Origin of the sequence: Streptomyces sp. NBC_01268, assembly GCF_036240795.1 — a bacterium.
GTDB lineage: Bacteria > Actinomycetota > Actinomycetes > Streptomycetales > Streptomycetaceae > Streptomyces.
Genome location: NZ_CP108454.1, coordinates 2,878,296 through 2,890,593, shown reverse-complemented (window position 1 = coordinate 2,890,593; position 12,298 = coordinate 2,878,296). Strand labels below are relative to the sequence as shown.

Below are 12,298 nucleotides of genomic sequence, written 5' to 3'. Positions count from 1 at the left end.
GGTGGCGCACCGACCAGGCATGAGGAGAGACTGAGAGCAGTTTCGTCCCGGCGCGAGCCACGCGCCGCCGGCGTCATAGGAGGCATCCGTGCCGCATGTCCTGGTCCTCAACGCGTCGTACGAGCCGCTCGGCGTCGTACCGCTCCGCCGCGCGCTCGTCCTCGTCCTGGAGAACAAGGCACTCTGCCTCGAGGAGTCCGGCGCCTTCCTGCACAGCGAGAGCCGTGTCGTCGCCGCACCCAGTGTGGTGCGCCTCAAACGGTTCGTGCGGGTCCCCTACCGGGGGCCCGTTCCCTTGACCCGCAGAGCACTCTTCGCCCGCGACGGCGGGCGCTGCATGTACTGCGGTGGCGTCGCAACCAGCGTCGACCACGTCATTCCGCGCAGCCGCGGGGGGACGCACGCCTGGGAGAACGTCGTGGCGGCCTGCCGCCGCTGCAACCACGTCAAAGCCGACCGGCACCTGCGCGAGCTGGGCTGGCGGCTGCGGCACCAACCCGCCCCGCCGACCGGACTGGCCTGGCGGATCATCGGGACCGGCCATCGCGACCCGCGGTGGCTGCCCTACCTCCAGCCGTACGGCGCGGACGACGCGCTGGCCCGGATCGACTCGGCCGTCACCACCCCCCAGGGGGTCGTGACGACGAGTTGAGCCGGGCCTTTCGCGTTCCGGGCGTTCCGCGCGTCTCCCCTGAGCGGAGTCTTCCCTTACGGGAAGGTCAGGGGGAACCGGGCGGGGCGCCCCGCCCCCCTTCCGAGGCGTCCGAAGCCGGTGCGCCGGACCCCGGTGCGTCCGGCGCCGGGGCGTCCGCCGGGGTGCCGGGGGTGCCGGGCGGGTTGCCGGCCCCCTTCCCCGGCGGCTCCGCCACCGCATAGGCCTCCACCGACCACAGCGAATAGCCGTACTCCGTCGCCCGCCCGTCGCCCTGCACCCGCAGGAAGCGGGTGTCCGGCGCGTCCATCCGCACCGACTCCCGTCCGCCCCGCCCGTCGGGGACCGTGGCGGCCGTGCGCCAGTTCCGCCCGTCGGGGGAGACCTGCACCCGGTAGCGGCTCGCGTAGGCGTCCTGCCAGTGCAGCACCACCCGGCCCACCCGGGCCGGCTCCGCCAGCTCCAGCTGCCACCAGGCGCCGTCCTCGGCCGGCGAGGACCAGCGGGTCGCCGGATCGCCGTCCACGGCCAGCGCGGCCGGGAAGTCGGGCGTCTCGTCGCCCGAGGACGAGGCCGTGCCCGCCGGAGCCAGGTCCGGGCCCGCCGTCCTCGGGAACGCCCGCACCGTCAGGACCCGCTCCTCGCCCGCGAACGCCACCGGGACCGGGTACGACCCGGCCGGCGTGCCCGCGGCGACCGACACCTCCAGCGGCACCGCCGTCCGCGCACCGCGCGGCACCAGCGCCTCCTTGGGCAGCCGCACCGTGATCCCCTTCGGCGCCCGCGCGGTCAGCGCCCCGCGCACCTCGGCCGCCCGCCGCCCCTCCAGGGTCGCGGACACGCGTACGGGCGGGCCGCCGATCTCCGCGTCGGTCTGCGCCCGCGCCAGTTCCAGGGCGGCCCGCGGCTCGTCGGCGAACCACGGCACCAGCGACCGCACCCGCCCCGCCGGCCCGCTCCACGTGATCCGCACCGCGTCCGCCCGCAGCCCCGCCAGGTCCGCCTGCGTCCACCCGGAGGGCGCCAGCGGGCCGACCGCCCGCCAGCCCTCGCCGGGCACCAGGGCCTCCAGGGTGCCGCCCGAACCGGTGCCGGGCTCCGTCATCACGGTGACCGTCTCCACCGGCCGGGCCCGTTCGAGCCGGACCGTGTACGCGCCGTCCGCCGCGTCCGACTTCAGCCCCGGGCCGCGCTCCCGGTCGGCGCCCGTCCAGGCCGCCGACTCCGTCGCCGCGCGCGTGAGGAACGGGTCGAGCACGCCCTTGCCGACGGTCACCGCGCTCCCCTCCAGCGCCTCCCGCCGCCGCTCCAGCTCCAGCTGGGCCCGCCACGCCCCGGCGCCGTCGCCGCGCGCCTGCGCGAGCAGCATGTCGACGGCCGTCTCGCCCGCCTGCCCGTACCGCGCCAGCTGCTCCAGCCACGGGCCCGCCTCCGCGCCGAGCGCGCCGCCCGCCGTCCCGGCCAGCCGCCGGGGCGCCTCGCGCATCACGGTGAACGCGGACCGCAGCTCCCGTGCCGCCCGCTCCCGGGCGGCCTCGCCTCCCGCGCCGGTGCGGGAGGCCCAGAAGGCGTCCGTCAGCGGCTTCAGATAGGCCGACTCGGCGTCCGGGGCGAGCAGCGAGGAGGCGCCGTTCCCGGCGAGCGCCGCCAGCGCCGCGCGCGCGGCCGGGTCCGGACCCGCCAGGTCCTCCACCGCCGCCCGCCAGGACTCCTGCGGCCGGTAGCCCTTCGGGTTCCAGGCGAAGTCGGCGGCCGTGAACAGCGGCACGCGCGAGGCCGTGGCCTGCTCCATGGCGTTGGCCAGGAACGCGGCGCTGCCGGCGGCGACGGCCGGCTCCCGGCCCGTGGCGGGACCGAGGAAGAGGCGGTCCTGGGCGTAGTCGTTGACCGGGTAGTTGTCCATGGTGACCAGCGGATGCCGCAGCACGTCGCGGGCCCCGGCCAGCTCGCGCCCGGTGATGGTCCGCGGCACCGCCCCGACGCCCGTCCACGCCACCTGAACCCGCGGGTCGAGGGCCTCGGCCAGCGCCGTCCGGTACTCCGTCGCACCGTCCTGGTAGTACTCCGTCGGCATCAGCGACAGCGGCTCCGCCCCCGGGTGCCGCTCGGCCAGGTGCCGGGCGACGGCCCCCGCCACGCGCGCCTGCGCCCGGGCGGCCGCCTCGGGGCCGCGCCCGAAGGCCTCGGCGTCCGCCGAGCAGTGCCACTCGCTGTAGCTGACGTCCTGGAACTGGAGCTGGAAGGCGCGCACCCCCAGCGCCCACATGGCGTCCAGCTTCCCGGTGAGCGCCGTCAGGTCCCGGTCCGAGGACAGGCACATGGCCTGGGCGGGGGAGACCGCCCAGGCCAGCGTCACGTGCTGGGCGCGGGCCCGGTCGGCGAGCTCACGGAACGCGGCCCGCTCGGCGGCCGGGTAGGCCTCGCGCCACAGCGTCTGGCGGTACGGGTCGTCCCCGGGCGCGTACAGATAGCGGTTCTGCTTGGTGCGGCCCAGGAAGTCGACCTGAGCCAGCCGCTGCTCACGGCTCCAGGGGCGCCCGTAGAAGCCCTCGGTGACCCCGCGCACGGCGGTGCCGGGCCAGTCCCGCACCCGGACGCCCGGCAGGCTCCCGTCGGTGCGGACCAGCTGACGCAGCGTCTGCACGGCGTGGAACAGGCCGTCTTCGCCGACCCCGTCGAGCACGACCGTGTCCCGGCCCTGGAAGCGGCCCGTCGCGAGCCGGTAGCCGCCGTCCGGCAGGTCGCCCCGCCCGGCCACCCGCAGGGCGCCCAGCGCCTCGCGCGCCCCGTCGGCGTCCTCGCCCACCCGGACCACCGCGCCCCGCCCGGGCAGCGCCTCGTGGACGGTCCGCACCCCTGCGCCCCGCAGCAGCGCGCGCAACGCGGCGACGGCGTACGGGTCGGCGTCCGGGGCGGCCAGCAGCGTCACCTCGGGGCCGAGCGCCACGGCCTCGCCCGCTGCCGTCAGGGACTGGGGCCGCGGCCAGACCGACGGCGGCCCGGCCGTCGGGGCGTTCGGACCGGCCGTCCGCGCCGTCGGGGCGGCGGTGGCGGGAGGGGCCGGTGCGACGGGTGTGTCCGGCGCCGCCTGGGCGGGGCCCGGCACGCCGACGCCGAGCAGGCCGCCGATGACCGCGACGGCCACCGCGGTCGCCGTCCGCCTCCTGTGTCCGAAGTGCACGGGGGCTCCCTCCGGTCCCGTGGGTCACGATTCGATGACGAGCCCACCATCCGGGTCGACGGAGTGTCAATGCGCCTGGTCGAACTGCCCGGTTTGCCCCACGGGCTTTCGGCGAGGTGGCGTCGATTCGTCAAGTTCCGCCGGTAAAACGGGGAGCGATGGGTAAGGCTTCCCGTGCTGTCCCCCTTGTCTTACCTGTCGAGACCGTCGAGACGACCCGGGAGATCCCGTGAACGCGACCGACCACTCCGCCCCCCGGATACGCGAGCAGACCCTCGCACCGATCCGGATCCCGCGGCAGGGCCCGCTCACCAGCGAACCGCCCCTCGCCGACGCCGCGCCCCTCACCAGCGAGCCGCCGCTGATCGAAGCGGCCCCCCTGACCAGCGAACCCACCGCCCGGGGCACCGCGGGCGGTACGGAGTCACCCGGAGTGTGAAGTGACCCTGGCCCGTCTCGCCACCCTGCACGGCGTCGCGACCGAGTACGCCCCCTCCGAAGGCGTCACGGTCACCGTGCCCGAGGCCACGGTGGTGGCCGTCCTGCGCGCCCTGGACGTCGACGCGTCCACGCCCGAGGCGGTCGCCACCGCGCTCGACGCGGCGGAACGGGCCGCCCGCACGCGGCTCCTGCCGCCCACGGTCGTCCACTGGCGGGACGGGCCGCCGCGCCCGGCCCTCGGCCTGCCGCCCGGCACCCGCCTGACCGTGACCACCGAGGACGGCACCACCGTCACCGGGGCCAGTGCCGCCGCCGGCAAGGGACCCGACTGGACCGGCCTCCCGCTCGGCGTGCACCGGCTCGCCGCCGACGCCCCCGACGGACGCCGCTGCACCGGCACCCTGATCGTCGCGCCGGCGTACGCGCCGGGGCCCGAAGCACGGGCCCACGGACTGCTCGTCCAGCTCTACTCGCTGCTCTCCACCCGCTCCTGGGGCATGGGCGACCTCGGCGACCTGCGCGAGCTCGCCGACTGGGCGGGCCGGACGCACGGCGCCGGGTTCGTCCAGGTCAACCCGCTGCACGCGGCCGTGCCCGGGGCGCCCACCGACCCCTCCCCGTACCGCCCCTCCTCCCGCCGCTTCCCCGACCCGGTGCACCTGCGGATCGAGGACGTCCCGGAGTACGCCCATGTCGACCCGGCCCGCCGCGAGGAGCTCGACCGGGTCCTCGCCGACGCGGCCGAGCTGCGCGAACGGGTGCTCGGCAAGGGCGCCCTGATCGACCGGGACGCCGTGTGGGAGGCCAAGCGGCGGGCCCTGGAGCTGATCCACACCGTGGAGCTCGGCCCCGGCCGCCGCGCCGCCTACCGCGACTTCCTCGCCGAGCGGGGGCGCGCCCTGGAGGACCACGCCACCTACCAGGCGCTCGCCGAACGCCACGGGCACCACTGGCGCCGCTGGCCCGAGGAGCTGCGCGACCCGCGGACGGCCGAGGCGGTGGTGCGGGCCGACGCCGAGCTCACCGCCCGGGTCGACTTCCACTGCCGGCTCGCCTGGCTGACGGACGGCCAGCTCGCCGCCGCCTCGCACACGGCCCGGCGGGCCGGGATGGCGGTCGGGATCGTCCACGACCTGGCCGTCGGCGTCCACCCGGACGGCTCCGACGCCTGGGCCCAGCAGCACGTCTTCGCCGCCGGCATGTCGGTGGGCGCCCCGCCCGACGCCTTCAACGCGCGCGGCCAGGACTGGGGCCTGCCGCCCTGGCGCCCCGACGCGCTCGCCGCCGAGGGCTACGCCCCGTACCGCGGTCTGCTGCGCGAACTGCTGCGGCACGCGGGCGCGCTGCGGATCGACCACGTCATGGGGCTGTTCCGGCTCTGGTGGGTGCCCGAGGGCGGCGAGCCGACCGAGGGGACGTACGTCCGCCACGACGCCGAGGCCATGCTCGCCGTCCTCGTCCTGGAGGCCCACCGGGCCGGGGCCTCGGTCATCGGCGAGGACCTCGGCACGGTCGAGCCGGGGGTGCGGGAGGCCCTCGCCCGGCGCGGGGTGCTCGGCACCTCCGTGCTCTGGTTCGAACGGGACTGGGCCGGCACCGGCCGCCCGCTGCCCCCGGAGGCCTGGCGGGCCGACTGCGTGGCCACCGCCACCACCCACGACCTGCCCTCCACCGCCGCCCGGCTCTCCGGCGCCCATGTGACGCTGCGCCACCGGCTCGGGCTGCTCACCGGCGACCTGGGGCGCGAGCGGACCAGGGACGCGGCCGAGACCGCGGAGTGGCTGGGGCTGCTCCAGCGGCTCGGGATGCTGCCGGAGGGCCCGGGCGACGAGGCGGCGGAGGCCAGGGCCTTCCACCGGTTCCTGGCCGCCACCCCGGCGCGGATGGTCGGGGTGTGGCTGCCGGACGCGGTGGGGGACCGGCGGCCGCAGAACCTGCCCGGGACCTGGGACCAGTACCCCAACTGGCGGCTGCCGGTCGCGGGTCCCGACGGGCAGCCGGTGACCCTGGAGGACCTGGCCGCCTCGCCGCGCGCGCACGACCTGTTCCGGGTGCTGGCGGAGGAGGTCGGAGCCCGTACGGCACCCCCGGGCGCGCGGTCCGTTTAGGTGTTCGCTACTTTTGCACCGTGGACAAGAAGAACGCCCTGCGCGCCGGTGCTGTCGCGGCCGGTACGACGCTGATGATGCTGCTCATGTCGTCCCCCGCGCTCGCGCTCACCCGCGACGACGGTGACGACCCGGCCCCCAAGCTGAGTGTCGCCGAGACCCTCGGCCTGTTTGTCGCCGCACCGCTGGTGCTCTTCCTGGTGATCATCGGCCTGGTGGCCGTGCTCGACAAGTCGCGGAAGAAGGCGTAAGCCCCACTCGTTCCTTCACGAGGGCGTCGCACGGTACGAGCTACCGCGCGGCGCCCTCGCCTGTTTCAGACCGTCGTGGCGAGCAGCCTGCGCAGGAGCGCCGAGAGCTGCTCCGACTCCTCCGGGGTGAGCGCCGCCTCCAGGGCCGCGGTCTGCTGGGCGAGCCCGGCGCCGACGGCCTGGTCCACGAGGGTGCGGCCCTCCTCGGTGAGGGTGACCCGCAGCCCGCGCCGGTCGTTCGGGTCGGGGCTGCGGGTGATCAGTCCGGCCCGCTCCAGCTTGTCCAGACGGCCCGTCATCCCACCGGTCGTGATCATCAGCGTGGCGGTCAGCTGACGCGGTGAGAGGGTGTACGGCTCCCCGGAACGCCGCAGCGTCGCGAGCACGTCGAACTCGCCCAGCGACATCCCCCCGTACGGCGCGTACGCCTTGTCCACCTTGCCGCGCATCGCGCCGGCCAGCCGGTAGATCCGCCCGAAGACGGCCATCGGCAGGGTGTCCAGGTCCGGGCGGACCGCGGCCCACTGGTCGGTGATGGCGTCGACGGCGTCGTGGTCGGGTCCGGTGGCGGGCGTGTGCTTCTCCATGGCCCCAGTCTCCTCTCTCTGCTGACTCGATGGCAAGAAAGCCACTTGCAAGTAAGTAGCTTAGTGGTAAGTTAATTACCAGCAAGCCACCCGGCGAGCTGCCAGCCACCCCAGGGGGAACCTGCCATGTCCCGCAAGGCCGCAACCGTCGCACTGACCGCGCTCGCCCCGATCTCCTGGGGCTCCACCTACTTCGTGACCACGGAGTTCCTGCCGCCCGACCGGCCGCTCCTCACCGGCCTCCTGCGCGCCCTGCCCGCCGGCCTCGTCCTCCTCGCCCTCACCCGCAAGCTGCCGCAGGGGGCCTGGTGGTGGAAGTCCGCGGTGCTCGGCGCCCTGAACATCGGAGCCTTCTTCCCGCTCCTCTTCCTCGCCGCCTACCGCCTGCCCGGCGGTGTGGCCGCCGTCGTCGGCTCGGTCGGCCCGCTCTTCGTCGTCGGCCTCGCCGCCCTCCTCCTGGGCGACAAGCCCACCGTGAAGGCGCTGCTCACCGCCGTCGCCGCCGCCTTCGGCGTCAGCCTCGTGGTCCTCAAGGCCGGAGCCGCGCTCGACACGATCGGCGTCGTCGCCGGACTGCTCTCCGCGCTCTCGATGTCCGCGGGCACCGTGTTCACCAAGCGCTGGGGCCGCCCCGAGGGTGTCGGCGCGCTCGCCCTGACCGGCTGGCAGCTCTCCGCGGGCGGCCTGATCATCCTGCCCGTCGCCTTCCTGATCGAGGGCGCCCCGCCCGCCCTGACCGGCACCAACCTGGCCGGCTACGCCTACCTCGCCTTCGGCAACACCGCGATCTCCTACTTCCTCTGGTTCCGCGGCATCGAGCGGCTGAGCGCCTCCTCCGTCACCCTCCTCGGCCCGCTCTCGCCGATCACCGCCGCCGTCATCGGCTGGGCCGCGCTCGGCCAGGCGCTCGGCCCGGTGCAGCTGCTCGGCATGGCGATCGCCTTCGGCGCCACCCTGATCGCCCAGATGGGGCCGCGCACTCCCAAGGCGGCGAAGAAGCCCGTCGAGGTCCCCGCCCCCGCCGCCGGATCGTTCAGTTCTGCTGAAAAGAATGGTCAGGAAGTTTCGATGGACCTGGAGGGTTCGGCGGTGCGACGGTAGGGCGCATGACCCGGACCACCGCCCGTAACCCGACTGCCACCGCCACCGCCACCGCCACCGCCACCGACAGCCCGACCGCCACCGCCACCGCCACCGACAGCCCGACCGAGACCGACCTCCCCACCCGCACCACCCCGACCGACGGCAGCACCGAGAGGCCGGCGCCCGCGAGAAGACTCGCGAAGGGCGCCGGCCTCGGTGTGCTGCTCGCCCTGCTCGCCACCGTCGTCTGGTCCGGCTCCTTCGTCGCCACCCGGGACATGGCCGACAGCGTCCCGCCCGTCCAGGCCGTCTTCTGGCGCTGGATCATCGCGCTCGCCGCCGTCGCGCCGTTCGCCGCCCGTCCGTTCTGGCGGCAGCGTGCGGTCGTCCGCCGGCACCTCGGCTTCGTGGCCCTCGCCTCGCTGTTCGGCGTCGCCCTCTACAACACCCTGGTGCACCAGGCCGGGCTGACCACCTCCGCCTCCAACATGGGCATGATCATGGCCGCCTCGCCGGTGCTCATGGCCGGCTACGCCCGCCTCGGCGGCGAACGCCTCGGGGCCCGCCGCGTCGTCGGCATGCTGGTCGCCGCGCTGGGCGTGCTCCTGCTCGTCGGCAAGGGCTCCCTCGCCGTCGACTTCACCGCCGGCGACCTGTGGATGTTCGCCGCGGCCCTCTCCTTCGCCTCGTACAGCGCCCTGCTCAAGCGCAAGCCCGCCGAGATCGACCAGCTCGCCTTCCTCTTCACCACCTTCCTGCTCGGCGCCCTGATGCTCGCCCCCGCGTACGCGGTCTCCCTCGCCGTCCAGGGCGGCTTCACCGCCGGAGTCGGGACCGTCGGCCCCCTCCTCTACGTCGGCGTCCTCTCCTCCGCCGTCGCCTTCTTCGCCTGGAACCGGGCGATCTCCCTCGTCGGCGCGGCCCGCGCGGGCGTCGTCTACTACCTCCAGCCCGTCTGCGTCGCCCTCCTGTCGTACGTGCTCCTCGGCGAACAGCTCGGCCTCGTCGGGGTCGTGTGCATGGCGCTCATCCTCGGCGGGGTGGCGCTGAGTTCCTCCCGGTAGGTTGCGGCCATGACCGAGTGGGACATCAAGAAGCTCCAGATCCTCCGCACCCTCCGCGACCGCGGCACCGTCACCGCGAGCGCGGAGGCGCTGCTCATGACCCCCTCGGCCGTCTCCCAGCAGCTCACCAACCTGTCCAAGCAGCTCGGCGTACAGCTCCTGGAGGCGCACGGGCGCCGGGTCCGCCTCACCGACGCCGCGCACCTGGTCCTGCGGCACGCCGAGGCGGTCTTCGCCCAGCTGGAGCGGGCCGAGGCCGAACTCGACGCCCACCTGCGGGGCGAGGCCGGACGGGTCCGGGTCGCCGCCTTCTCCACCGCCGTGCCCGCGCTCGTCGTCCCCGCCGTGCAGGCGCTGCGCACCGTCCACCCCGGGCTCGACGTACGCGTCCGCGAGGCCGAGGCGGCCGAGGCCTACGAGCTGCTCACCGCGGGCGAGGTCGACCTGGCCCTCTCGCTCGCCGCCCACGCGCCCACCGCCCGCGACCCCAAGTACAGCCGCGTCCCGCTGCTCGCCGACCCGCTCGACCTGGCCCTGCCCGCCGGGCACCCGCTCGCCGAGGCCCCCGGACTGCGGCTCGCCGACCTCTCCGCCGAGCCCTGGATCTACGGCGGTTCGGGCCCCTGGTCGGAGATCACCACCGCGGCCTGCGAGGCGGCCGGCTTCGTTCCCGAGCAGGCGCACAGCGCGGCCGGCTGGACCGCGATCCTCGCCATGGTCGAGGCCGGCATGGGCGTGGCCCTGGTCCCCCGGATGGCCGCCGCCGAGCGCCGCACCGGCGTCGTCATGCGGGTGCTCTCCGCCGACCAGCCGCGCCGCCACGTCGTCGCCGCGGTGCGCCGCGGGGCGGAGGAGGGGCCGGCCGTGGCCCGGGTCCTGGCGGCGCTGCGGCAGGCCGCCGTGCAGCGGGAGGCGCCCGAGGTCTTCCCCTAGGGCGGAGCCGGGGCGAGCCGGCCGACCTTTCAGATCGGCTGAACGACGACGTCGAAAACATTCGATGGACCCGGGACCCGCATGCCGACGACGCGTTCTTCGCCGAGGGACCACGACGGGGCGATCGTCCGCTGCGGCTGCACGGCAGCCTCACCGACCAGGGGGCGGCGGAACTCCGCGCCCGGTACGCGCGCCTGACCGGCTGACGGGCCTCCTGTCAGGTGCACGAAAAGGATCATTAGGCTCTCGCCCCATGAGACTTCTCCAGAGGGCGCTCGCCGCCCTCCTCCTGCTGGCCTCCGCGGTCCTCACGACCGCGGGGCCGGCCGCCGCCGAGGACGTCGTCGACCCCGCCACGGCACCGTCGGTACGCGTCATCTCGTACAACGTCTGCGGTGCGTCCACCTGCCAGAGCAAGCTGGACCTGCCGACCTGGACCGCCAAGGTCAAGGAACAGGCCCTCGCCTGGGACGCCGACGCCCTGATGCTCCAGGAACTCTGCTTCACCCAGTGGACCTCGCTGCGCACCGCGCTGGCCGACGCCGGCTACACCGCCGTCTGGGGCTTCGCCACGAAGACCAACGGCTGCGGCCACTGGGGCGGCACCGACAACGGCTTCGGCCTCGGCGTCTTCGTCAAGGCGTCGGCGGTCGACCGCTACACGGCCAACCTGACCACCCCCGGCACCGAGCCCCGCCCGGTGCTCTGCGCCCGGGGCCCGATCGACGGCCGCACCACGCTCGTCTGCAACGTCCACCTCGACCAGAAGATCACCCCCGACAACGGCTCGGCCGAGGCCCTGGCGCACGCGGACACCTGGGCCGCCGGAGCCCCGGTGGTCTTCGGCGGCGACTTCAACGCCGGTACGGATCCGGCGTACGACCCGATGCTCGACCCCGTCCGCCAGGGCCTGCCCGGCACCGGCCCGTTCGTCGAGGCCGACGAGAACGACCACGACTTCTTCACCCAGGCCTGCAAGGACAGCGGCGCCTCCACGTGCCACTCGGGTGAGCCCACCGTGGCCTCCGGCAAGAAGTTCGACCACGTCTTCCTGAGCGCCCGCGACTTCGGCACCGTCCGCGCCGACGCCCTCGAACCCGAGCCCGAGGGCACCGCCCCGCTCTCCGACCACAAGCTGCTGCGCGCCGCCGCGTACCTCAAGGGCCGGCCCGGCGACCTCACCGGCGACGGGCGCCCCGACCTCCTCGCCGTCAAGGACGACGGCGCCCTGCGCCTCTACCCCGGCACCGGCACCGGCGGCGTCTCCGGCATGCGCCAGACGGGCACCGGCTGGGCCGGCGCCGCCGTCAGCCACCGGGGCGACTGGACCGGCGACGGCCGCGAGGACGTCGTCGCCCGCATCGGCGACGAGCTGTGGGTCTACCCGAACACCGGCAACGGAGAGCTCGGCGCCCGCATGCCCATGGGCGGCCGCCCCACCGGCTGGTCCAACGCCGCCGTCCTCCCGCTGGCCGCCGGCGACGTGGACGGCGACGGCCTGGCCGACGTCCTCGCCCGCAGCACCACCGGCCTCTGGCTGCACCGCGGCGGCCAGGCCGTCGACGGGAAGCCGACCTTCGCCCCCCGGGCCGCCGTCAAGATCGGCGGCCCCGAATGGGCCGGCTACGACGTGATCCTGCCCGGCGACGTCACCGGCGACGGCAAGGCCGACGTCTGGAGCCGCGACCGCGCCACCGGCGAGATCAGGCGGCACGTGAGCCAGGGCGCGGCACTGCTCGCCGCCGACCCGGCCCCGATGACCGGCGGCCCGCTGCCCGTCGCCGACCGGCGGCTCGCCGTCTCGGCCGGCGACCTGGACGGCGACGGACTGCCGGACCTGTGGACCACCCGTACCGCCGGCACGGCCGAGAACCTGGAGTTCCTCCCGGGCACCGCCACCGGCCTCGGCACGCCGACGACCGTCGGCACCGGCGGCTGGCAGTGGCTCACCGCCCTGAGCTGACCCGCCCGGCACGGCGAGGGGCCCCGGACCGTGAC

General features: G+C 75.5%; 10 protein-coding genes. 8 read left to right on the top strand and 2 right to left on the bottom strand.

Annotation, left to right across the window (positions count from 1 at the left end; all coding sequences use genetic code 11):
• Positions 1 to 88 precede the first annotated feature (88 nt).
• Positions 89 to 652, top strand: a complete 564-nt coding sequence (locus OG309_RS12780) for an HNH endonuclease (RefSeq protein ID WP_329420653.1) — start codon at positions 89 to 91, stop codon at positions 650 to 652.
• A 67-nt stretch (positions 653 to 719) separates the two neighbouring features.
• Here the strand turns inward: OG309_RS12780 and OG309_RS12775 are convergent, their stop codons facing one another.
• Positions 720 to 3,833 carry a beta-N-acetylglucosaminidase domain-containing protein gene (locus OG309_RS12775; protein WP_329420652.1) on the bottom strand — a complete coding sequence of 1,038 codons (3,114 nt, stop codon included), beginning with the start codon at positions 3,831 to 3,833 and terminating at the stop codon, positions 720 to 722.
• A gap of 259 nt (positions 3,834 to 4,092) precedes the next feature.
• Here OG309_RS12775 and OG309_RS12770 point away from each other — a divergent pair, with 259 nt between their 5' ends.
• Genes OG309_RS12770 through OG309_RS12760 form a run of 3 tightly spaced genes read left to right on the top strand, consistent with a single transcriptional unit; the run spans position 4,093 to position 6,633 of the window.
• The gene (locus tag OG309_RS12770) at positions 4,093 to 4,272 is read left to right on the top strand and encodes a hypothetical protein (RefSeq protein ID WP_329428285.1); all 180 of its coding nucleotides are present in this window, start codon (positions 4,093 to 4,095) and stop codon (positions 4,270 to 4,272) included.
• A gap of 1 nt (position 4,273) precedes the next feature.
• Positions 4,274 to 6,382 (top strand): 4-alpha-glucanotransferase, encoded by a 2,109-nt coding sequence (malQ, locus tag OG309_RS12765; RefSeq protein WP_329420651.1) that lies wholly within the window; start codon positions 4,274 to 4,276, stop codon positions 6,380 to 6,382.
• Between the two features lie 20 nt (positions 6,383 to 6,402).
• On the top strand, positions 6,403 to 6,633 hold the full coding sequence (locus OG309_RS12760; protein ID WP_329420649.1) for a hypothetical protein: 231 nt from the start codon (positions 6,403 to 6,405) through the stop codon (positions 6,631 to 6,633).
• A gap of 65 nt (positions 6,634 to 6,698) precedes the next feature.
• On the opposite strand, the gene OG309_RS12755 is transcribed toward OG309_RS12760, so the two are convergent.
• Positions 6,699 to 7,220, bottom strand: coding sequence for a MarR family winged helix-turn-helix transcriptional regulator (locus OG309_RS12755; protein ID WP_329420648.1), 522 nt, complete (start codon positions 7,218 to 7,220; stop codon positions 6,699 to 6,701).
• Between the two features lie 126 nt (positions 7,221 to 7,346).
• Between OG309_RS12755 and OG309_RS12750 the strand changes: the two genes are divergently transcribed.
• The 4 genes from OG309_RS12750 to OG309_RS12735 all read left to right on the top strand — a co-directional run bounded on the left by OG309_RS12750 (position 7,347) and on the right by OG309_RS12735 (position 12,263).
• Entirely contained in the window at positions 7,347 to 8,321 is a 975-nt protein-coding gene (locus tag OG309_RS12750) for an EamA family transporter (RefSeq protein WP_329420647.1), read from the top strand.
• A 5-nt stretch (positions 8,322 to 8,326) separates the two neighbouring features.
• Entirely contained in the window at positions 8,327 to 9,367 is a 1,041-nt protein-coding gene (locus OG309_RS12745) for a DMT family transporter (RefSeq protein ID WP_329420646.1), read from the top strand.
• Between the two features lie 9 nt (positions 9,368 to 9,376).
• Positions 9,377 to 10,300 carry a LysR substrate-binding domain-containing protein gene (locus tag OG309_RS12740; protein WP_329420645.1) on the top strand — a complete coding sequence of 308 codons (924 nt, stop codon included), beginning with the start codon at positions 9,377 to 9,379 and terminating at the stop codon, positions 10,298 to 10,300.
• Between the two features lie 253 nt (positions 10,301 to 10,553).
• Complete coding sequence (locus OG309_RS12735) at positions 10,554 to 12,263, top strand: FG-GAP-like repeat-containing protein (protein ID WP_329420644.1); 1,710 nt, start codon at positions 10,554 to 10,556, stop codon at positions 12,261 to 12,263.
• The last annotated feature ends 35 nt before the right edge of the window (positions 12,264 to 12,298 follow it).

Excerpts from the sequence above, each read along its gene's own strand:
- OG309_RS12755 (WP_329420648.1), bottom strand. The coding sequence starts at position 7,220 with ATGGAGAAGCACACGCCCGCCACCGGACCCGACCACGACGCCGTCGAC.
- OG309_RS12750 (WP_329420647.1), top strand. The coding sequence starts at position 7,347 with ATGTCCCGCAAGGCCGCAACCGTCGCACTGACCGCGCTCGCCCCGATC.
- OG309_RS12745 (WP_329420646.1), top strand. The coding sequence starts at position 8,327 with ATGACCCGGACCACCGCCCGTAACCCGACTGCCACCGCCACCGCCACC.
- OG309_RS12740 (WP_329420645.1), top strand. The coding sequence starts at position 9,377 with ATGACCGAGTGGGACATCAAGAAGCTCCAGATCCTCCGCACCCTCCGC.
- OG309_RS12735 (WP_329420644.1), top strand. The coding sequence starts at position 10,554 with ATGAGACTTCTCCAGAGGGCGCTCGCCGCCCTCCTCCTGCTGGCCTCC.